This is a genomic window from Pseudomonas sp. YuFO20 (assembly GCF_035064975.1).
Lineage (GTDB): Bacteria > Pseudomonadota > Gammaproteobacteria > Pseudomonadales > Pseudomonadaceae > Aquipseudomonas > Aquipseudomonas putida_AE.
In genome coordinates, this window is the sequence record NZ_JAXDEO010000018.1 from 1 (window position 1) to 21,675 (window position 21,675).

The 21,675-nt window shown below is 61.5% G+C and carries 19 protein-coding genes and 1 pseudogene; 4 read left to right on the top strand and 16 right to left on the bottom strand.

The features are described from left to right. The 4 genes and pseudogenes from SOP85_RS11955 to SOP85_RS11970 all read left to right on the top strand — a co-directional run. Nucleotides 1–191 (top strand): annotated as a pseudogene (locus tag SOP85_RS11955) (hypothetical protein); the annotation flags it as partial. A 3-nt stretch (nt 192–194) separates the two neighbouring features. After that, nucleotides 195–416, top strand: a complete 222-nt coding sequence (locus SOP85_RS11960) for a hypothetical protein (protein ID WP_323627047.1) — start codon at nt 195–197, stop codon at nt 414–416. A gap of 249 nt (nt 417–665) precedes the next feature. After that, nucleotides 666–1,928 carry an OprD family porin gene (locus SOP85_RS11965; protein WP_442967904.1) on the top strand — a complete coding sequence of 421 codons (1,263 nt, stop codon included), beginning with the start codon at nt 666–668 and terminating at the stop codon, nt 1,926–1,928. Nucleotides 1,929–2,048: 120 nt separating this feature from the next. Beyond that, nucleotides 2,049–3,539 carry a GGDEF domain-containing protein gene (locus tag SOP85_RS11970; protein WP_323627049.1) on the top strand — a complete coding sequence of 497 codons (1,491 nt, stop codon included), beginning with the start codon at nt 2,049–2,051 and terminating at the stop codon, nt 3,537–3,539. A 78-nt stretch (nt 3,540–3,617) separates the two neighbouring features. Here the strand turns inward: SOP85_RS11970 and lpxC are convergent, their stop codons facing one another. From lpxC to mraZ, 16 genes are all read right to left on the bottom strand, one after another. After that, entirely contained in the window at nt 3,618–4,529 is a 912-nt protein-coding gene (lpxC, locus tag SOP85_RS11975; protein WP_008060300.1) for a UDP-3-O-acyl-N-acetylglucosamine deacetylase, read from the bottom strand. A 112-nt stretch (nt 4,530–4,641) separates the two neighbouring features. Next, complete coding sequence (gene ftsZ, locus SOP85_RS11980) at nt 4,642–5,835, bottom strand: cell division protein FtsZ (protein WP_046819017.1); 1,194 nt, start codon at nt 5,833–5,835, stop codon at nt 4,642–4,644. Nucleotides 5,836–5,913: 78 nt separating this feature from the next. Then, entirely contained in the window at nt 5,914–7,173 is a 1,260-nt protein-coding gene (gene ftsA, locus SOP85_RS11985; protein ID WP_008060298.1) for a cell division protein FtsA, read from the bottom strand. Nucleotides 7,174–7,186: 13 nt separating this feature from the next. After that, on the bottom strand, nt 7,187–8,053 hold the full coding sequence (locus tag SOP85_RS11990; RefSeq protein WP_323606942.1) for a cell division protein FtsQ/DivIB: 867 nt from the start codon (nt 8,051–8,053) through the stop codon (nt 7,187–7,189). Nucleotides 8,054–8,057: 4 nt separating this feature from the next. Beyond that, nucleotides 8,058–9,032 (bottom strand): D-alanine--D-alanine ligase, encoded by a 975-nt coding sequence (locus SOP85_RS11995; protein WP_323627051.1) that lies wholly within the window; start codon nt 9,030–9,032, stop codon nt 8,058–8,060. Beyond that, a complete protein-coding gene (murC, locus tag SOP85_RS12000; protein ID WP_323627052.1) occupies nt 9,029–10,489 on the bottom strand; it encodes a UDP-N-acetylmuramate--L-alanine ligase in 1,461 nt (486 codons plus the stop codon). The genes SOP85_RS11995 and murC overlap by 4 nt, the downstream gene beginning before the upstream one ends. Next, nucleotides 10,482–11,552 (bottom strand): undecaprenyldiphospho-muramoylpentapeptide beta-N-acetylglucosaminyltransferase, encoded by a 1,071-nt coding sequence (gene murG, locus SOP85_RS12005; RefSeq protein WP_274074209.1) that lies wholly within the window; start codon nt 11,550–11,552, stop codon nt 10,482–10,484. Before murG ends, murC begins: the two co-directional genes overlap by 8 nt. Beyond that, nucleotides 11,542–12,759 (bottom strand): putative lipid II flippase FtsW, encoded by a 1,218-nt coding sequence (gene ftsW / locus SOP85_RS12010; RefSeq protein WP_274074208.1) that lies wholly within the window; start codon nt 12,757–12,759, stop codon nt 11,542–11,544. The genes murG and ftsW overlap by 11 nt, the downstream gene beginning before the upstream one ends. Further along, nucleotides 12,756–14,102, bottom strand: coding sequence for a UDP-N-acetylmuramoyl-L-alanine--D-glutamate ligase (murD, locus tag SOP85_RS12015; protein WP_323627053.1), 1,347 nt, complete (start codon nt 14,100–14,102; stop codon nt 12,756–12,758). The genes ftsW and murD overlap by 4 nt, the downstream gene beginning before the upstream one ends. A gap of 6 nt (nt 14,103–14,108) precedes the next feature. Continuing rightward, nucleotides 14,109–15,191, bottom strand: coding sequence for a phospho-N-acetylmuramoyl-pentapeptide-transferase (mraY, locus tag SOP85_RS12020; RefSeq protein WP_008060275.1), 1,083 nt, complete (start codon nt 15,189–15,191; stop codon nt 14,109–14,111). Continuing rightward, nucleotides 15,191–16,558: a UDP-N-acetylmuramoyl-tripeptide--D-alanyl-D-alanine ligase gene (locus SOP85_RS12025; protein WP_274074206.1), complete on the bottom strand. Its 1,368-nt coding sequence runs from the start codon at nt 16,556–16,558 to the stop codon at nt 15,191–15,193. Before SOP85_RS12025 ends, mraY begins: the two co-directional genes overlap by 1 nt. Continuing rightward, the gene (locus tag SOP85_RS12030) at nt 16,551–18,014 is read right to left on the bottom strand and encodes a UDP-N-acetylmuramoyl-L-alanyl-D-glutamate--2,6-diaminopimelate ligase (RefSeq protein WP_274074205.1); all 1,464 of its coding nucleotides are present in this window, start codon (nt 18,012–18,014) and stop codon (nt 16,551–16,553) included. Before SOP85_RS12030 ends, SOP85_RS12025 begins: the two co-directional genes overlap by 8 nt. Beyond that, a complete protein-coding gene (locus SOP85_RS12035; RefSeq protein ID WP_178134366.1) occupies nt 18,014–19,753 on the bottom strand; it encodes a peptidoglycan D,D-transpeptidase FtsI family protein in 1,740 nt (579 codons plus the stop codon). Before SOP85_RS12035 ends, SOP85_RS12030 begins: the two co-directional genes overlap by 1 nt. After that, the gene (gene ftsL / locus SOP85_RS12040; RefSeq protein ID WP_032834661.1) at nt 19,753–20,046 is read right to left on the bottom strand and encodes a cell division protein FtsL; all 294 of its coding nucleotides are present in this window, start codon (nt 20,044–20,046) and stop codon (nt 19,753–19,755) included. The genes SOP85_RS12035 and ftsL overlap by 1 nt, the downstream gene beginning before the upstream one ends. Continuing rightward, entirely contained in the window at nt 20,043–20,990 is a 948-nt protein-coding gene (gene rsmH, locus SOP85_RS12045; RefSeq protein WP_046819006.1) for a 16S rRNA (cytosine(1402)-N(4))-methyltransferase RsmH, read from the bottom strand. Before rsmH ends, ftsL begins: the two co-directional genes overlap by 4 nt. Then, nucleotides 20,987–21,442, bottom strand: coding sequence for a division/cell wall cluster transcriptional repressor MraZ (gene mraZ / locus SOP85_RS12050; protein ID WP_274074204.1), 456 nt, complete (start codon nt 21,440–21,442; stop codon nt 20,987–20,989). Before mraZ ends, rsmH begins: the two co-directional genes overlap by 4 nt. Nucleotides 21,443–21,675: the final 233 nt, after the last annotated feature.

The following is a 21,675-nucleotide window of genomic DNA, read 5'->3' on the forward strand; positions in this document are numbered from 1 at the left end:
CGGCTTGCTGGCGATGGCGTCGGTGGGATCGCCATCGCCAGCAAGCCGGCTCCTACAGTGAATCGGGTACAGCCACGAGCGATCTTTGCTCTTTGCGTAACAGTCCTTTCATGAATCCGCTCTTTTTCCTTTCTCCCAAGCCCCTTATCTTTGCCCGCACCAAACAGCACTTGCCAAGCAAGAAGGTTTAAAAGATGTCCAACAGTATGGGTATTGCCAGCGCTTTCGTTCTGTCTTCTCTGTTCCTGTCTCCGTTCGCCATGGCCGAAGAGTCGCAGGCCTTCGTCGCGCAAAATGCCGCCCGAGCCGCCGCTTACGAAGAGCACCAGATCGAGATGACCGCCAAAGCCCAGGAGGCCACCCAAGCCCCACAAGCGTCGAGCATTCAGGCCAAGCAGGCTGAAAAAGACAGCTGATTTGCGCGCATCGCTCCAGTTTCCCTCGACACTTTCCATCGGCTCTTCCCAATGAAAAGTTGTCTTCAAAGCCGCTGCCATCAGCGGCTTTTTTTCGTTGTGGTTTTACAACCCGCTGCGTCCTCCCCGCTCCAAAAAAAACCGCTGCAACTGCAAGAACACTGATGTTCCCCCGCTGACCCAGGAGCTTTACCCCCCGTGCGTTTCCCACTCAGTTCCCCTGCGCTGTTCGTTGCAGTCGCTGCAACGATGGCCACAAATACTCACGCTGCCGATGCTGCCCAAGGTTTCACCGAAGACGCCAGCCTCACACTCAACGCACGCAACTACTACATGAACCGCAACCGCCTGCAGCAGGCAGACGACAACATTGAATGGGGCCAGGGTTTTCTCGGCATCTTCGAGTCGGGCTTCACCGAAGGCACGGTCGGGTTCGGCATCGATGCCCATGCCATGCTCGGGCTCAAGCTCGACGGTGGCGGCGGCACGGACAATTCGAGCATCCTCCCGGTCGGCGATGGCAACGGCAAAGCACCGCACTCGTTTTCCACCGCAGGCGGCACCTTGAAAATGCGCGCCTTCGATACCGAATTGAAGGCCGGCGACCTGTTCCTCACCAACCCGGTGATTGCCGGTGGTGAAACCCGCATGCTGCCCCAGACCTTTCGCGGCGTCAGCCTGAGCAACCACAGCCTTGATGGCTGGCTGATTGAAGGGGGTCAGGCGAGCTTCACCAAACCCTATAACCAAAGCGGCCACATCCGCATCGGCACTTCCTATGGCAGCCTGCCGGAGGGTGACGAGAGCCAGCATCTCAATTGGGCCGGCGTGGCCTGGAGCGGTTTTCCAGGCCTGACCAGCAGCCTGTATGCCGCCGAGCTCAAGGACATCTGGAACCAGTACTACTACGACCTCGATTACACCTATGCGCTCAACGAGGTTGTCAGCCTCAACCCGGGCCTGCACTTCTATCACACGCAAGACACCGGCGATGCGCTGCTCGGCCACATCGATAACAACACCTACAGCCTGCATTTCACTGTGGGCGTCGGCAATCACAGCGTCACTGCCGCTTACCAGCGGGTCAACGGCAATACGCCGTTCGACTACATCAGCCAGGGCGACAGCGTCTTTCTCGACAACTCCCAGCAATACTCGGACTTCAACGGCCCGAACGAACGCTCATGGAAACTCAAGTATGCCTATGACTTTGTCGGACTCGGCCTGCCGGGACTGACCTCGGCGCTGTCCTGGTCACGGGGCGAACTGGACCTGACCAAGGTCGATCCGGATAGCCCTGGCTATAGCGCGTGGTACAGCGCCGATGGCAAAAATGCCAGGCACTGGGAGCGCGACATCGAACTCAGGTATGTGGTCCAGGCCGGCCAGGCCAGGAACCTGGCACTGCGCCTGCAATGGGCAACCAACCGCGGCGGCAACGGCTATGGGGCACTGGACCAGGACACCGACGAGTACCGGGTGATTTTCGACTACCCGCTCAATGTCTTCTAAGCTTCTATAAACAAAAAGGCCGGCAGGTTTTGCTGGCCTTTTTTTTATCCGGGTGTCCGGGACGCTGCCCGATTCTTGTCAAAGAATGTCCCCGACGTCTAGACAGCAGAAGCCAGAACCATGAGCGAGCGCGCGACCACTCACCCAACAACCCGATCCAGGCAATCCGAGCGGCTGGTGATTCTCGGCAGCGTGTTGCTGGTGCTTGCGATCCTGAGCATCGTCGCGTTTCTGCTGGTGCGTGAACGCGCCAATGCCGAACTGTCAGCCAGCCGCTCCGCCTCCAACATCGTGCAATTGATCGAAGCCGACGTCCTGCGCAACGTCGAGCTCTACGACGTGTCCCTGCTGGGCTTGATCGCAGCCTCCCGACGTGAAGACCTCATGCAGGTTTCCCCGCAGATCCGTCATCTGGCCTTGTTCGATCGCGCCACCGCGGCCCCCTACAAGGGTGACATTCTGTTGCTCGATCGGGAGGGTAACGTGCTCGCCGACTCGGCTTCACGAGAACCCAGGGCAGGCAACTTTGCCGACCGCGAGTACTTTCAGTCCCACGTGAACAACAGCGACCCGGGCATGTTCATCAGCCGGCCTTTTCGCTCCCGGATGGCCAACAACGAATGGCGCATCAGCTTCAGTCGCCGGATCAGTGGCGCTCAAGGCGAGTTCCTTGGCGTCGCCGAGGCGGCCATGCGCCTGAGCTACTTCGAACAGCTTTTCAACAGCCTGAACATCGGTCCCGACAGCTCGATCAGCCTGATCAACAAGGATGGAATCCTGCTGGCCCAGGTCCCTCGCCTGGGCGAAGACCTGACCGGCACCGACTTCAGTAGCCGTCCCAACTTCCAGCGCATCGTCAAGGAAGGCAACGGCAGCTTCAGCAGTGTCTCCAGTCGTTATCAAGACCAGCGGCTCTACACTTTTTCCCAGGTGGGCAATCTGCCGCTGATTGTCATCGTGGCGCTGTCGGGCGCAGAAGTGTTCGATTCGTGGCAACGCACGGCGTTGGTGGTCAGCCTGGCGACCACTGCCCTGTGTGCGTGCCTGCTGTGGCTCACCTGGCTGCTCTGCCGCGAACTGCGCCTGCGCCACCATGCCGAACTGGAACTGGCGCAACTGGCCGCCACCGACGCGCTGACCGGCCTGGCCAATCGCCGGACGCTGGACCAGACGTTGCGCCATGAATGGTTTCGCGCCCAACGTTCCGGCAAGCCATTGTCGTTACTGATGATCGACGCCGATCACTTCAAGGCCTTCAACGACCGCCATGGCCATCAAGCCGGTGACGAGGCCTTGCGCACGGTGGCCCAGGTGTTGCGCAGCCACGTGCGGCGGCCGACCGACCTGGTCGCGCGCTACGGTGGCGAGGAGTTTTCGGTGGTCCTGGCGGAAACCGACATGGCGGGCGCGCAACTGATCGCCGAGCATATTCGAGAGGCTGTCGAGAAGCTTCCATTGATCGATGGCGCTGACTCGCCGATGACCGTGAGCATTGGCATCAGTACCTGGAACGCCTGCAGCGACATCAACCTGGAGGTGCTGATGTTTGCCGCGGACAAGGCGCTGTACCAGGCCAAGGAGACGGGACGCAATCGGGTGGTGGCGTTGTAGCGAGCGGCGAGCAAGATCGACAGACATAAAAAAAGGCCGCCCGAAGGCAGCCCTTAAAAAACTAGAGAGGTTTTTTACTTACACGGCCGCAACAGGGCGCATGTAAGAGATCGGTGCGGTGCTGGCATCTTCGAACGTCACGACTTCCCAGGCATCTGTCTGCTCAATCAACTTGCGCAGCAGCTGGTTGTTCAGTGCGTGGCCGGACTTGAAGCCCTTGAACTCGCCAATCAGGCTATTGCCCAGCAGGTAGAGGTCACCAATTGCATCGAGGATCTTGTGCTTCACGAACTCGTCTTCATAGCGAAGGCCGTCTTCGTTCAGTACACCATCAGCGTCGACCACAATGGCGTTTTCAACGCTGCCGCCGAGTGCGAGGTTGTGCTTGCGCAGGTACTCGATGTCACTCATGAAACCAAAGGTACGGGCGCGGCTGACTTCTTTTACGAACGAAGTGCTGGAAAAATCCACGCTTGCACTTTGTGTGCGGTCACGGAAAACCGGGTGATCAAAATCGATCTCGAAGCTCACCTTGAAACCTTCGAAAGGGACGAAAGTGGCGCGCTTGTCGCCGTCTTCCACAGTCACTTCGCGCAGGATGCGGATGAACTTCTTCGCGGCGTCCTGTTCTTCCAGGCCAGCCGACTGAATCAGGAATACGAAAGGTCCAGCGCTACCATCCATGATTGGCACTTCGGACGCGGAGAGCTCGACGTAGGCGTTATCGATGCCCAGGCCAGCCATGGCCGAGAGCAAGTGCTCCACCGTGTCCACTTTGACGTCACCGTTGACCAGCGTGGTCGACATGGTGGTTTCGCCAACGTTTTCCGCGCGTGCAGGGATCTGCACCACAGGATCGAGGTCGGCACGACAAAACACAATGCCGGTGTCGATCGGCGCAGGCTTGAGGGTCAGGTATACCTTCTCCCCGGAGTGCAGACCTACACCTGTGGCACGGATAATATTTTTCAGTGTGCGTTGTTTAATCATGGCTTGGGCCGCTTCAGCGCAAATTGCGAACTGGTATCAACAAAGGCTGGCGATGATAGCAGACCACGCCTTTGCTGAACACCAATCAACTTCATAGCCCTGATACATTTCATCAATCGGCCTGACGACGCAGGAAGGCCGGGATGTCCAGGTAGTCCAGATCATCTTGCGGATTCATCTTCGCGGCAGTCGCAGCACCGGCCTGGGCCTGGTTGCGCATGACGGTCGGACGGTCCAGGTCACGGTAGTTCACCGCTGGAGCTTCCTGACGAACAGGGGCCTGTTGTTGCGGCTGGGAAGCCATCGACGTGTGCACGGTATTGTCGATGATCTTCACCGGCTTCTCGATTTTAGCGCCCAAACCGGTCGCAACGACAGTCACGTGCAGCTCGTCGCGCATGTCCGGATCGATAACGGTACCGACCTTGACCATGGCGTGCTCGGAAGCGAAGGCTTCGATGATGCTACCCACGTCGGAGTACTCACCCAGGGACAGGTCAGGACCGGCGGTGATGTTCACCAGGATGCCGCGTGCACCTTGCAGGTTCACGTCTTCGAGCAACGGGTTGCGAATGGCCGCTTCGGTGGCCTCGCGTGCACGGTTCGGACCGCTGGCGCAGCCAGTGCCCATCATCGCCATGCCCATTTCGCTCATCACGGTACGTACGTCGGCAAAGTCGACGTTGATCATGCCCGGACGCTTGATGATGTCGGAGATACCGCGAACGGCACCGGCCAGAACATCGTCAGCCTTGGCGAAAGCCGACAAGAGGCTTGCGTCCTTGCCGAGGATGGTCAGCAGCTTCTCGTTGGGAATGGTGATCAACGAGTCGACGCTTTCCGACAGCAGGCGGATGCCTTCATCGGCGATCTGCATGCGCTTGCGACCTTCGAACGGGAACGGACGAGTCACCACCGCAACGGTGAGGATCCCCATTTCCTTGGCCACTTCGGCAATGATCGGCGCAGCACCGGTACCGGTACCACCGCCCATGCCCGTGGTGATGAACACCATGTTGGTGCCCTGCAGGACTTCGGCAATGCGCTCACGATCTTCGAGAGCGGCCTGACGACCTACTTCAGGGTTGGCGCCAGCGCCCAGACCTTTGGTCACGCCGGTACCCAGTTGCAGGATGGTCCGCGCGCCAATGCTCTTGAGCGCCTGGGCATCAGTGTTGGCGCAGATGAACTCAACGCCTTCAATGTTGCTCTTGACCATGTGATTCACGGCGTTGCCGCCGCCACCGCCAACACCGATAACTTTAATCACCGGGCTTGCGGGGATGTTGTCTACGAGTTCGAACATTTTCCCTCTCCTTTACGTTCTCTAGTTTTTTCGCCTACTGCCTGTATCTACAACGGTGTTGCGGTGTTGCGGTAAATCTTAGAAATTGCCCTGGACCCAGCTCTTGATGCGATCGAGCAAGGCGCCTTTGGGTTCTTCGTTGCTGAAGCTGTCGCGGCTGCCGATACCCGAGAACGAGATGCCGTCGGATTGCTTCTGCAAGCCGTACATCAACAGGCCAACGCCCGTGGAATAAATCGGGTTGCGCACCACGTCATCCAGGCCTTTCACGCCGTGAGGCACGCCCAGGCGCACCGGCATGTGGAAGATTTCCTCGGCCAGCTCGGTGGCGCCTTCCATCTTCGCCGTACCGCCGGTCAGCACGATGCCGGCCGGAATCAGGTCTTCGTAGCCACTGCGACGCAGCTCGGCCTGGATCAGCGTGAACAGCTCGTCGTAACGCGGCTCGACCACTTCGGCCAGGGCCTGGCGGGACAGCTCGCGCGGCGGACGGTCGCCAACACTTGGCACCTTGATGGTTTCACCGGCGCCGGCCAGTTTGGCCAGGGCACACGCGTAGCGGATCTTGATTTCTTCGGCGTACTGGGTCGGGGTGCGCAACGCCATGGCGATGTCGTTGGTCACCTGGTCGCCCGCGATCGGGATCACCGCGGTGTGACGGATCGCGCCTTCGGTAAAGATCGCGATGTCGGTGGTGCCGCCACCGATGTCCACCAGGCACACGCCCAGTTCTTTCTCGTCGTCGGTCAGCACCGAGTACGCGGACGCCAGTTGCTCGAGGATGATGTCGTCGATTTCCAGGCCGCAGCGACGCACGCATTTTTCAATGTTCTGTGCGGCGTTGACGGCGCAGGTGACCACGTGGACCTTGGCTTCCAGGCGTACACCGGACATGCCCAATGGTTCGCGGACGCCTTCCTGGTTATCGATCACGTAATCCTGCGGCAAGGTGTGCAGCACCCGCTGGTCAGCCGGGATCGCCACGGCCTGGGCGGCGTCGAGCACACGCTCGAGGTCGGCCGAGCTGACTTCGCGATCTCGAATCGCCACGATGCCGTGGGAGTTCAGGCTGCGGATGTGGTTGCCGGCCACGCCGACAAATGCCGAGTGGATGCGGCAGCCGGCCATCAGCTGCGCTTCTTCGATGGCGCGCTGGATCGACTGCACGGTGGACTCGATGTTCACCACCACGCCCTTCTTCAGGCCACGGGACGGGTGGGTGCCGATCCCGACGATTTCCAGCGTGCCGTCGTCCGCGACCTCGCCGACCAGCGCCACCACCTTGGAGGTGCCGATATCGAGACCGACGATCATTTTGCCGCTTTGCACGTTTGCCATGGTCCTGCCTCTCTTAATTCTTCGCGACAGCGGGTTGGGCTGTCGTAGGCGCTACTGGTTCCCGCCAGCCAACAGCGAGGCCGTTGGCGTAGCGCAGATCGATGCGCGCAATGTTCGTAATCTGTTCTTTGAGCGTCTTGTCATAGATGGCAATGAAACGGCGCATCTTCTCTACCAGGTTGCCGCGTCCCAGCAGCAGTTCGATCCCGGGCCCGGCACTGCCAGGGCCGGTCGTCAGGAACCAGCTGCCTCGTTCGCGCAACTCCAGGCGCGCAATCGAGAAGCCCAATGGCCTGAGCAGCTGGCTCAGTACCTGGTATTGCTGCATCACTTGCTGCTGGGCCCGCTGCGGACCGAACAACTGCGGCAAGTGTTCGTAATTGGCCAGCTCGCGCGGGGTAAACGCCTGCCCCTGGTTGTTCAATAGCGATTCGTCGCCCCAACGGGCCACCGGCAATTGTTCTTCCAGGCGAATCACCACCTGGTCCGGCCACACCCTGCGCACTTCGGCATGGGCAATCCATGGCATGGTTTCAAGCTCGGTGCGCATGCCCGCCAGGTCGATGGTGAAGAAGCTCGACGCCACGAACGGGGCGATTCTCTGCTGCACCGCTTGCTGGCTGATGTAGCTCAGGTCGCCCTGCACCGCGATTTTGGTGATCGGTCGGTCGGCGTACGGCAACAAACGCTGCGCGCCTTCGTAGGTACCGAACCCCAACGCGACCAGCAGCACCGGCCAGAACAAGGCTTTGAGAACACCGAAGTTGGCTTTCGGCAGGCGCGCGGACATCGGCTCTTTGGCCACCATTCGGCTGGCACCCCGCGGCACCGGCTTGCGGCCGGGTGCGGGTGGCTGATGTCTCAACTGTGCGCCTTGCATGGTCTTAACCTCGCGGCTCTTCGGTGCCGGCAGCGGGAATGCTGGCGGCCAGAATGGCCAGAACCAATTGCTGGAAATCCAGGCCGGCAGCACGGGCCGCCATCGGCACCAGGCTGTGATCGGTCATGCCCGGTGCCGTGTTGACTTCCAGGAACCAGAACTGCCCTTCGGCGTCCTGCATCACGTCCGCCCTGCCCCAACCGGCGATACCCAGCGCTTCACAGGCTTTCGCCGTGAGGTCCATGAGTTCCTTTTCCTTGGCGCTGTCCAGGCCGCACGGAATGCGGTACTGGGTATCGTTGGCGATGTACTTGGCGTCGTAGTCGTAGAAACTGTGCGTCGTGCCCAGGGCGATTGGCGGCAACACCTGGTCACGCAGGATGGCGATGGTGAACTCCGGACCGTGAATCCATTGCTCGACCAACACTTGCGAATCGTAGGTACTGGCCGCTTTCCAGGCGTCGATCAACTCAGACGCGGAACTCACTTTGGCCATCCCGATACTCGAACCTTCATGGGCCGGTTTGACGATCAAAGGGAAGCCCAGTTCCGTCGCCGCCGAAATACAATCGGCTTCGCTGCTCAGCACTGCGTGACGTGGCGTCGGAATGCCCAGGCTGTGCCAGACCTGCTTGGTACGCAGCTTGTCCATGGCCAGTGCCGAGGCGAGGATGCCGCTGCCGGTGTAGGGAATCCCCAGGCACTCGAGCAGGCCCTGCATGCTGCCGTCTTCACCGCCACGGCCGTGGAGGATGATGAAGGCGCGGTCGATCTTTTCGTTGAGCAGACGCTGCAGCAGGTCATCGCCGACGTCGAGGCCAAACGCGTCCACGCCTGCGCTTTGCAGCGCATCCAGAACGGCATTGCCCGACTTCAACGACACTTCGCGTTCGGCACTCTTGCCGCCGAACAGCACGGCGACGCGGCCGAAGTCTTTCGGCGCGACGGTGCTGACGAGGTTGGCGTAGGCAGCAGTCATTTCAACTTCCCCTTCTCCGGCGCAGCAACGGCACCGGCGAACAACTCACTTTTCAACAGTTTCGGTGCAAGACCGCCGATATCACCGGCGCCCTGGCACAGCAGGATGTCGCCGGCACGCAGCAGCGGCTTGACCAGCGGCGCGAGGTCGACTCCGCGCTCGATGTAGATCGGGTCGAGCTGGCCGCGCTGGCGGATGCTGTTGCACAGCTTGCGGCTGTCGGCGCCCGGAATCGGCTCTTCACCGGCCGGGTAGACTTCCATCAGCAGCAGGACGTTGGCGTCGGCCAGTACATTGACGAAATCGTCGTACAGGTCGCGGGTACGGCTGTAACGGTGCGGCTGGTAAACCATCACCAGTCGGCGCTCCGGCCAGCCACCGCGCACGGCCTTGATCACAGCCGCGACTTCGGTCGGGTGGTGACCGTAGTCGTCCACCAGCATCACATTGCCGCCGTCCACCGGCAGTTCGCCGTAGACCTGGAAGCGTCGGCCAACCCCCTGGAACCCGGACAGGCCCTGGACGATGGCTTCATCGCTGACGCCTTCGTCGGTGGCGATGCAGATGGTCGCCAGCGAGTTCAGTACGTTGTGGTTGCCCGGCATGTTCACCGAAACATCCAGCGGCTCGCGGTCGGGGCGCAGCACGGTGAAGAAGGTCTGCATGCCTTGCTGGCGCACATTGATGGCGCGCACGTCGCAGTCTTCGCCGAAGCCGTAGGTGACGGTCGGACGCTTGACCAGCGGCAGGATTTCACGCACCACGGGATCGTCCAGGCACACCACCGCCAAACCATAGAACGGCAGGTTGTGGAGGAACTCGACGAAGGTTTTCTTCAGTTTGTTGAAGTCACCGTCGTAGGTCGCCATGTGGTCGGCGTCGATATTGGTGACCACGGCCACCAGTGGCTGCAGGTGCAGGAAGCTGGCGTCGCTTTCGTCGGCTTCGGCGATCAGGTAGCGGCTGGTGCCGAGCTGGGCATTGGTGCCCGCGGCATTCAGGCGGCCACCGATGACGAACGTCGGGTCCAGGCCACCGGCGGCGAACACCGAGGCGATCAGGCTGGTGGTGGTGGTTTTGCCGTGGGTACCGGCGACGGCGATGCCGTGGCGGTAGCGCATCAGCTCAGCCAGCATTTCTGCACGCGGCACTACTGGAATACGACGCTCCAGCGCGGTGGCGACTTCCGGGTTGGAAACGTTCACGGCACTCGACACCACCAGCACATCGGCGGCGGCAGCGTTCTCGGCGCGGTGACCGATGAAAATCTGCGCACCGAACGATTCCAGGCGCTCGGTGACCGGCGAAGCCTTCAGGTCGGAACCGGACACTTCATAGCCCAGGTTCAGCAACACTTCGGCAATCCCGCACATGCCCACGCCGCCGATCCCGACGAAGTGGATGCGCCGGATGCGGCGCATTTCCGGTTGCGGCATGGCTTTCTGATTCTCAACCATGGGCCACCTCCAGGCAGGTATCGACCACGTTACGGGTGGCATCGGGTTTGGCCAGGCGGCGGGCCGCAGTGGCCATATCGTTGAGTCGTTGTGGTTGCATCAGGACCTCTGTCAGGCGCGCGGCAAGATCCGCTGCACCGGTCGTTCTTTGCGGCATCAGGAAGGCAGCGCCTTCACGGGCCAAATAATCGGCGTTGCGGGTCTGGTGATCGTCGATCGCGTGGGGCAACGGCACCAGCATCGAGGGCAGACCGGCGGCGGCCAGTTCACTGATGGTCAGCGCACCTGCGCGACATACCACCAGGTCGGCCCAGCCATAGGCTTGGGCCATGTCTTTGATGAACGGCTGCACTTGCGCCTCGACGCCAGCCGCGAAGTAGCGCTGCGCAGTCACTTCATCATGGTTTTTACCGGCCTGATGGAACACTTCCGGGCGCAGGTCGACGGCGACTTGCGACAGGGCTTCAGGCAGCAGCTTGTTCAACGGTTCTGCGCCCAGGCTTCCGCCCAGGATCAGCAAACGCGCCTTGCGACCGGCCAGGGCCGGGCGCGGTGTTTCGAGGAACAGCTCGGTGCGCACCGGGTTACCGGTGGTCCGTCGGCTGCTCGACAGGGTAAAGGTGTCGGGGAACGCTTCACAGACTCGGGCGGCCAACGGCACCAGCAACCGATTGGCGGTACCCGCCACGGCGTTCTGTTCGTGAACGATCACCGGCACACCGGCCAGTTTGGCTGCGACACCACCAGGGCCGGTCACATAACCGCCAAAGCCCACCACGCAAGCCGGCTGCAAACGACGAATGATCGCCCGCGCCTGCCAGACCGATTTGAGCAACATGAACGGCGCCTTGAGCAGCGACAGCTTGCCCTTGCCACGCAAACCGCTGGCGTTGATCCGGTGCAGTTCGATACCGGCCATCGGAACCAATTCGTTCTCGATACCGCGTGGCGTCCCGAGCCAGTGCACGGTGTAACCGCGGGCCTGGAATTCGCGGGCACAGGCCAGTGCCGGGAACACGTGGCCCCCGGTGCCGCCGGCCATGATCAATACGTTAGCGCCCATGGTTCGGCTCCTCGGCGAAGTCGCTCTCATGGAACTCCATCTCTTCGCTGCCCAGGTGGGTTCGACTCTCCCACTCGATGCGCAGCAACAAGCCGAGACAGGCACAGCAGATCACCAACGAACTGCCGCCATAGCTGAGGAACGGCAGCGTCAGGCCCTTGGTCGGCAGCAGGCCGACGTTCACACCAATGTTGATCAGGAACTGACCGATCCACAGGAACGACAGGCCGTAGGCGACATAGGCGGCGAAAAACTGCTTGGCCTTCTCGGCCCACAAGCCGATGTACATGCCACGAATACAAACGAAGACGAACAGCGCCACCGTGCACAGGGAACCCACGGCACCCAGCTCTTCGGCCAGGACCGAGAACACGAAGTCAGTGTGGGCTTCCGGCAGGTAGAACTGCTTCTGCACGCTGTTGCCCAGGCCAACGCCCAGCCATTCGCCGCGGCCGAAAGCGATCAATGCCTGGGACAGCTGGTAGCCGGCACCGAACTGGTCGGCCCACGGATCGGCAAAGTTGGTCAGACGCGCCATTCGATACGGCTGCATCTGAATCAGCAACACCACCGCCCCGACCGCCAGGACCACCATCAGGGAAAACCGGAACAGCCCGACCCCGCCGAGGAACAGCATCGCCGCCGCCGCACCCATCATCACCACGGTGGCACCAAAGTCCGGCTCCATCAGCAACAGGCCCGCCATCGGCAGCAGCACGATGAACGGCTTGAAGAAACCCATCCAGCTTTCACGCACTTCTTTCTGGCGACGCACCAGATAACCGGCGAGGTAGATCACCACGAACACCTTGGCGATCTCGGAAGGCTGGACGTTGAAAAAGCTGAAGCCGATCCAGCGCATCGAACCGTTCACTTCACGGCCGATCCCGGGAATGATCACCATCACCAGCAAACCGAATGCCCCCAGCAGCATCAACCAGCCCAGGCGTTGCCAGGTGGCGATCGGGATCATCATGGTGACGATGCAGGCAGCAAGGCCCAGCACCACGTAGATCAGGTGGCGAATCATGTAGTACAGGGCGCTGCCCGACTGCACCGCAGCCACTTCGGTGGAGGCCGATGCAATCATCACCAGCCCCAGGCCGAGCAACGTCAGGCAACCGACGAGCATCGGGAAGTCGAGGTCGATGCCGCGCCCGGTGATGAGCGGCGATGGGTACGGTTTGATGATGCCCCGAAGACTCATGCCAGTTCCTCCACGGCTTGGACGAACTGGTGACCACGGTCTTCGTAGTGCTTGAACATGTCGAAACTGGCGCACGCCGGCGACAGCAGCACCACGTCGCCCGGCTGGGCAGCGGCGCGGCATTGCTCGACGGCTTCGAGCAGGGAGCCTGCACGAATCAGCGGAACGGCATCGCCGATGGCCTGGCCGATCTTGTCGGAGTCGCGACCCATGAGGACCACGGCACGGCAGTTGGCCGCCACCGGATCACGCAGGTCCTTGAACTCGGCACCCTTGCCGTCGCCGCCGGCGATCAGCACGATCTTGCCGTCGATGTCCGCACCCAGGCCTTCGATGGCTGCCAGCGCGGCGCCGACGTTGGTGGCTTTGGAGTCGTTGTAGTAACCCACGCCATCCAGGTCGCGGACCCATTGGCAACGATGCTCGAGCCCGGCGAAGGTGCGCAGCGCCGAGAGCATTGCGTCGAACGGCAAGCCGACGGCGTGACCGAGTGCCAATGCCGCCAGGGCGTTGGATTGGTTATGGGCGCCGCGAACTTTCAATTCGCGCACCGGCATCAGGTTCTGGAATTCGAAGGCCAGGTACTTCTCGCCGCCTTCTTCGCGGATACCGAAGGCCTTGAAATCCGGTTTGGTCAGGCCAAAGGTCCAGCACGGCTGGCCCTCGCCCATCAACGGCCGGCTCAGGGCATCCTGACGGTTGACCACGAACTGTTTGGCCCCACGGAAGATCCGGTGCTTGGCCAGGTGATAGGCCGGCAGGCCGCTGTAGCGGTCCATGTGGTCTTCGCTGATATTGAGCACGGTCGCTACTTCGGCGTTGAGCTGATCGGTGGTTTCCAGCTGGAAACTCGACAACTCCATCACGTACAGCTCGACGTCGTCGCTGAGCAGGTCCAGCGCCGGCGTACCGAGGTTGCCGCCTACAGCGACACGTTTGCCCGCCGCCGCCGCCATCTCGCCGACCAGTGTGGTCACGGTGCTCTTCGCGTTGGAACCGCTGATGGCCACGATCGGCGCCTTCGCGTTACGCGCGAACAGCTCGATGTCGCCGGACAATTTCACGCCACGGGCAGCAGCGGCCTGCAGGGCCGGGGTCGCCAGTGCCAGGCCGGGGCTCACGTAGAGCTCGTCGGCACGGCACAGGAACTCGACGTCCAGCTCGCCGCAACGCACTTCCACCTGCGGGTAGTCACGCTTGAGCGTGGCCAGTTCCGGCGGGTTTTCCCGCGTATCGGCCACCGCAAACGCCACGCCCCGGTTCGCCAGGAAGCGAACCAGGGACATGCCGCTCTTGCCGAGGCCGACAACGATGCGGAAGTGGTCAGACGCGATCAGGGACACGGGTTTCTACCTCAGTTTCAGGGTGGCAAGACCGATCAGCACGAGAATCACGGTGATGATCCAGAAACGGACAATCACGCGTGGCTCGGGCCAGCCCTTGAGTTCAAAGTGGTGGTGAATCGGTGCCATGCGGAACACACGGCGACCGGTCAGCTTAAAGGACGCAACCTGAATGACGACTGACAGGGTTTCCATCACGAACACGCCGCCCATGATGAACAGGACGATTTCCTGACGGACGATCACGGCGATGGTGCCCAGGGCCGCGCCCAGCGCCAGCGCGCCGACGTCGCCCATGAAGACTTGTGCGGGATACGTGTTGAACCAAAGGAAGCCCAGGCCGGCACCGATCAGCGCGCCGCAGAACACGATCAGCTCACCCGCGCCCGGTACATAAGGGATCAGCAGGTATTCGGCGAATTTCACGTTACCCGACAGGTAGCAGAAGATCCCCAGGCCACCACCGACCATCACGGTCGGCATGATCGCCAGGCCGTCGAGGCCGTCGGTCAGGTTGACCGCGTTGCTCGAACCGACGATCACGAAATAGGTCAGGACGATGAAGCCTGCGCCCAGCGCAATGCTGTGATCCTTGAGCATCGGCAGGATCAGGGTGGTTTCCACCGGCGTCGCGGCGGTCATATAAAGGAAGATCGCAGCGCCCAGGCCGAACACCGACTGCCAGAAGTACTTCCAGCGACTCGGCAAGCCGCGGGAGTTCTTCTCGATCACCTTGCGGTAGTCATCGACCCAGCCGATGGCACCGAACAACAGGGTCACCAACAGGACGACCCAGACATAACGGTTGGTCAGGTCAGCCCACAGCAGGGTGCTGACACCGATCGAAGACAGAATCAGCGCACCGCCCATGGTCGGGGTGCCGGATTTGGACAGGTGCGATTGCGGGCCGTCGTTACGGACGGACTGGCCGATCTGACGGTTCTGCAGGGTGCGGATCATCCACGGGCCATAGCACAGCGACAAGACCAGCGCGGTCAGCACACCGAGAATCCCGCGCAGGGTCAGGTACTGGAAGACCGCGAAGCCTTTGTAGAACTGTTGCAGATACTCCGCTAGCAGCAGCAGCATTAATGTTTCTCCAGACTGGTCCCGCACAAAGCGGCAACGATGTTTTCCATCGCAGCGCTGCGCGAGCCCTTGATCAAAATGGTGGTGTTTGTATCCTGCTCGGCCCCCAGGGCCTTGATCAGTTCAGCCTGCGTGCTGAAGTGAAAGGCTTGTGGACCGAAAGCGTCGACGGCGTGAACCATCATCGGCCCGACGGCGTACAGCGCAGAAACCTTGCCACGGGCGTACTCGCCCACGTCGCGGTGCCCCTGCTGCGCCCAGTCGCCCAACTCGCCGATATCCCCGAGCACCAGAACGGTACGACCGGAAAAGCCGGCCAGTATATCAACGGCGGCGCACATGGAGGTGGGGTTTGCGTTGTAAGTGTCATCAATGACGCGCATGCCATTGCTGGCCAGTTGCGCAACGGTACGACCCTTGACCGGTTGCACCGCGCCGAGGCCGGTGGCGATGCCGAACAGCGACACCCCCAGGGCATGGGCGGCAGCCGCGGCAGCCATGGCGTTGGCGACGTTATGGGTGCCGAGCAGGTTCAGTTGAACGCGCTCCACACCTTCAGGACTGTGCAGGTTGAACGCCGGGCAGCCACGGGCATCGGTGGCCAGGTCGCTGGCGTAGAAATCGGCACTGACATTACTCAGGGCGAAGGTCAGCACCTTGCGCTCGCCAGCGCGGGTCTTCCAGATGTCGAACGCCTTGTCGTCGAGATTGAGCACGGCGACGCCATTGGCATCCAGCCCATCAATGATCTCGCCCTTGGCTTCGACGATTTTTTCCGGCCCGCCGAACTCGCCGACATGGGCGGTTCCGGCATTGTTGAGAATGGCCACATGGGGTTTGGTCAGGCCCACGGTGTAGGCAATTTCACCCAGGCGCGAAGCACCGAGCTCGATGACGGCGGCGGTGTGTTCCGGTGCCAGTTCGAGCAGGGTCAACGGCGCGCCGAGGTCGTTGTTCAGGTTGCCGCGGGTGGCCAGCACAGGGCCACGGGTGCGCAGGATGCTCGCGAGCATTTCCTTGACAGTGGTCTTGCCGCTGGAACCGGTGATGGCGGCGACTGGCTGGGTGAATGCCGCACGATTGAGCGCGCCCAGTTGGCCCAGGGCCTGGCGGGTATCGGCCACCAGCAATTGCGGCAGCGCGCTGTCGGCGACTTCACGCTCGACCAAGGCTGCCACGGCACCTTTGGCCGCGACTTCATTGAGGTAGTCATGGCCATCGAAGCGCGGACCGGCCAGGGCAATGAACAACTGGCCCGGCTTGATGGCGCGACTGTCGATGCTGACGCCGTCGAAGCTCGCATCTGCTGCGATCAAGCGTGCATTCAGCGCGCCGGTCAGTTCGCTCAGTTTCAAGGCTTTAAGCATGGGCCACCTCCCACGCGGTCAAGGCATGATCGGCCTCGACCAGATCGGAAAAGGCATGCCGTTCGCCGTTGATTTCCTGATAGTCCTCGTGACCTTTACCGGCCAGGACAATCACGTCATCAGCCGACGCACCGGCGATCAACTGGGCAATTGCCTGGCCACGGCCAGCCACGAAGGTCACTTTATCCACAGCGGTGAAGCCGGCACGGATGTCGTCGAAAATCACCGATGGATCTTCAGTGCGCGGGTTGTCGTCGGTGACCAGTACGCCATCGGCCAGACGCTCGACCACTTCGGCCATCAGCGGACGCTTGCCGCGATCGCGGTCGCCGCCACAGCCGAACAGGCACAGCAGCCGTCCTTTGACGTGAGGGCGCAGGGCCGTCAGGACTTTTTCCAGGGCGTCCGGGGTGTGGGCGTAATCGACCACCACCAACGGCTGGGTACCGCCGCCCAGGCGTTGCATGCGCCCGGCCGGGCCTTCGAGTTTGGGCAGCACCTTGAGAATTTCGTCCAGGGCATAGTCCAGACCGAGCAAGGCGCCGACCGCGGCCAGCACGTTGCTCAGGTTGAAACGACCCAGCAGCGTGCTGCGCAGGTGGTGTTCGCCCTGGGGCGTAACCAGCGTGGCGCGCACGCCGTGATCATCGAACTGCGCTTCGCGGCAATACAGGTAAGCGCTGCTGTCGAGCAGGCTGTAGGTGATCAGACGCGACTCGCGTTTTTCGGCAGCCAGTTGCCGGCCGAAATCATCGTCGAGGTTGACCACGCGGCACTTCAAGTCATTCCAGGCGAACAACCTGGACTTGGCTTCGCCATAGGCCTGCATGGTGCCGTGGTAGTCCAGATGGTCGCGGGACAGGTTGGTCATCACGGCCACATCGAATGCCAGCGCAGTGACCCGGCCCTGATCCAGGCCATGGGACGAGACTTCCATGGCAACCGCCTTGGCACCGGCCTTTTTCAGGTCGCCCAAGGTCGCTTGCACTGCAATCGGGTTTGGCGTGGTGTGCAGGCCGCTTTCCAGCGCGCCATGAAACCCGCTGCCGAGGGTGCCGACAATGCCGCAGTGCTGACCAAGCAGATCCAGTGCCTGGGCCACCAGTTGGGTCACACTGGTCTTGCCGTTGGTGCCAGTCACGCCCACCAGTTTCAGGTGATGGCTCGGCTCGCCATAAAAACGCCCGGCGATGTCCGACAGCTGCGCTGCCAGGCCCTTGACCGGAATCAGCGGCACGTCGGTGATCGGCAGCACGGTAGCGCCTTCCACTTCATAAGCCACGGCCGCAGCGCCTCGCGCAAGCGCATCGGCAATGTGCGCACGGCCATCGAATTTGCCGCCCGGCACCGCGAGGAACAGGTCACCCGCGCGTACGTTGCGACTGTCCAGCGCCAACTCACGGATCAACAGATCGTGGCCGGCGTGGGGGAAAATTTTGTTCAGGCTCAAAGACATCAGCCGCGCCCTCCATTGGCTTTCAGTGGAACGACCGGCGCTGCGTTCGCTTGTTGGGTAGGTGGCAGGTTGTCCGGGGTAACGTTCATCAGGCGCAGGGTGCCGGACATCACACGGCTGAACACCGGCGCAGACACCAGGCCACCGAAGTAACCGGCCTTGGTCGGCTCGTCGATCACCACCACGATGGCGTAGCGCGGATCGCTCATCGGGCCGAAACCGGCGAACAGCGAGCGGTAGGAGTTCTCTGCATAGCCTTTGGTGCCGACCGATGTTTTACGCGCAGTACCGGACTTGCCGCCCACGTGATAAGCCGGCACCTGCGCACGGAATACCCCGCGCGGCGCTTCGATCACCTGCTGCAGCATGCCTTGCATGGTTTTCGCGACGGCTTCCGGCAACACCTGGGTGGTCTGCGGCGCCTTGTCGGTCTTGATCAGTGTCAGCGGCGCCAGGCGACCGTTGTTGGCCAGGGCCGAGAAGGCGTGGACCAACTGGATCGCCGTCACGGAAACACCGTAGCCGTAGGACAGCGTGGCGGTTTCAGCCTTGCGCCATTCGCGGTAGTTCGGCAGGTTGCCGACACGCTCGCCCGGGAAGCCGAGGCCGGTATCCTGGCCGAGACCGACTTTCTGCGCCAGGCGGAAAATCGTCTCACCACCGATATCGAAGGCGATCTTGCTCATGCCGACGTTACTGGAATTGATCAGGATACCGGCAAGGTCAAGCACCGGACCTTCGCTCTTGGAGACGTCCTTGATGGTGTACTTGCCGATCTGCAGGGAGCCCGGGTACACCTCGACGGTGTCGCTCGGCTTCCAGCGTCCGGTTTCGATGGCGGCGCTCATCGAGATCGCCTTCATGGTCGAACCCGGTTCGAACACGTCGATCATCGCGCGGTTACGCATCATTGCCGGCTGCAGGTTGCGGCGGTTGTTCGGGTTGTAGGTCGGCTGGTTGACCATGGCGAGGATTTCGCCGGTCTTCACGTCCATGATCACCAGGCTGCCGGCCTTGGCGCCGTTCTCGATGATCGCGTTGCGCAATTCGCGGTTGGCCAGGTATTGCAGGCGCAGGTCAATGGACAACGCCAAGGGCTTTCCGGCCTTGGCGTTTTTGGTGACCTGGACATCCTTGATCAACCGGCCGCGCCGGTCCTTGATCACTTGCCGTTTGCCGGGGACCCCGGCCAGCCATTCATCGTAGGCGAGCTCGACCCCTTCTCGACCATGGTCGTCGATGTCGGTAAAGCCGACCATATGGGCGGTGACCTCACCGGCCGGGTAGAAACGGCGGAACTCTTCGATGCCGTAGACACCCGGCACTTTCAGGTCGAGTACGGCCTGGCCCTGCTCAGGCGTCAGCCCGCGCACCAGATAAATGAATTCCTTGTTGGCTTGTGCTTCAAGGCGCTCGGCCAGTGCCTTGGGGTCCTGCCCCAGCGCAGCAGCCAGTGCCGGCCACTTTTCCTTGGCCAGCTGCATTTCCTTGGCATTGGCCCACAAGGTGGTGACCGGGGTGCTGACGGCCAGGGGCTCGCCATTACGATCGGTGATCAGGCCTCGGTGAGCCGGAATCGGAATATGCCGAACGCTGCGCGCGTCGCCCTGGCCTTTGAGAAAGGCACGGTCGACCACTTGCAGGTCAATGATGCGCCAGGCGATCGCCGCCACCATGACGCCGAGCAGACCCAGTACCAGGCGGAAACGCCATGGAAAAAGAGCGCCTTCGAGTTTCATCATGGCGCCACCATCTGCACTTCGGCGGCGCCGGGAATGCGCATTTTCAGTTGTTCGGTGGCCAGCACTTCGATACGGCTGTGGGCGGTCCAGGTGCTTTGTTCAAGAATCAGGCGACCCCATTCGGCCTGCGCCTTGTCGCGCACGCTCAACTCGCCGTACAGCGTGTTCAGCAACTGACGGTTCCAGTGGGCGCTGTAGGACACGCCAATGGCCGACACGAGCACGCCCACGAACAACAGCAGCATGAAAAAGCTTCCGCCGGGAAGTGGCTTGGCGAAGAGCTTGCTCACCGCAGCTTCTCCGCCACGCGCATGACAGCACTACGGGAGCGTGGGTTGGCCTTCAGCTCGGCGTCGGAGGCCGTCTGCGCTTTGCCATGGATTTTGATTTTCGGTTCGAAAGCGACGTGCCGAACCGGCAGGTTGCGTGGCAGGTTGTCGGCTTCGCCTTTGACCAGCTTGCGCATGAACAGTTTGACGATGCGATCTTCCAGCGAATGGAAGCTGATCACCACCAGGCGACCGCCCACTTCCAGGCTCTCCAGCGCGGCTTCGAGACCGGCTTCCAGATCGCCCAGTTCGTTATTGACGTGAATGCGCAACCCCTGGAATGCACGGGTAGCCGGGTTCTTGCCCTTTTCCCACGCAGGGTTGGCGACCTTCAGCACTTCAGCCAGATCGGCGGTGCGCTCGAACGGTTTGATATCGCGACGTTCGGCCACGGCACGGGCCATGCGCCCGGAAAAACGCTCTTCGCCGTATTCCTTGAACACCCGGGCGATTTCTTCCACGGGCGCGGTGTTGACGAATTCGGCAGCGCTGATCCCGCGGGACGGGTCCATGCGCATGTCCAGCGGGCCATCGTTGAGGAAGCTGAAACCGCGCTCAGGGTCGTCCAGCTGTGGCGAAGAGACGCCCAGGTCAAGCAGCACGCCGCTGACCTTGCCGTTCATGCCGCGCGCGGCAACTTCCGCACCCAGCTCGGCAAAGCTGCGCTGTACAACGACAAAGCGGCCGTCTTCGGCCGCTAGCGTCTGCCCGGTGGCAATCGCTTGAGGGTCTTTGTCGAACCCGAGCAACCGACCATCGGGACCGAGCTGGCTGAGGATCAACCGGCTGTGTCCGCCCCGTCCGAACGTTCCGTCCAGATAGCAGCCATCAGGACGTACGGCGAGAGCCTCGACGGCTTCGTCAAGCAGTACGGTGATGTGGTTAAAGCCGCTATCTATAGTCACAGGATCAATTCACGCAGGTTATCAGGCATCGCGCCCGGTTCTTGAATAGCAGCCAGGTCAGCGGCAGCAACCGCATCCCAGGCATCTTCGTCCCACAATTGGAACTTGTTCAGTTGGCCTACCAGCATCGCGCGCTTATCCAACTTGGCATATTCACGAAGACGCGGTGGAACCAGAAAACGACCACTGCCATCGAGCTCGAGGTCGACGGCATTGCCAATCAGTAAACGTTGCAGACGGCGGTTCGCTTCGTGAAGCGAAGGCAGTGCGCGCAGTTTGGTTTCAATAATTTCCCACTCATCGAGGGGGTAAACACACAGACACGGATCAACGGCATCAATGGTGACGATCAACTGACCGGAACTACGCGAAACCAGCTCGTCACGGTACCGACTCGGCATAGCGAGACGGCCCTTTGCATCGAGACTGATTGCGTTGGCTCCGCGAAACACGTCAGCGTTTCTCCAAATTCTAGCGTTTTACGTTCAGAAAACCCACTTTACGCCACTTTCCGCCACTTGCGCACACTATAGGAATGCGCCCACCACACCGTCAAGGCGCGGATTACAGGAAAACCCTTACAGAACTGAGATTTAGGAGCATAAAGAGAGGAGCAATCAGAATCAGACGGATGAAACCGCCCAACAACTTGAATCAGCACAGGAGGCTGCGTTCAGAAGTTAAA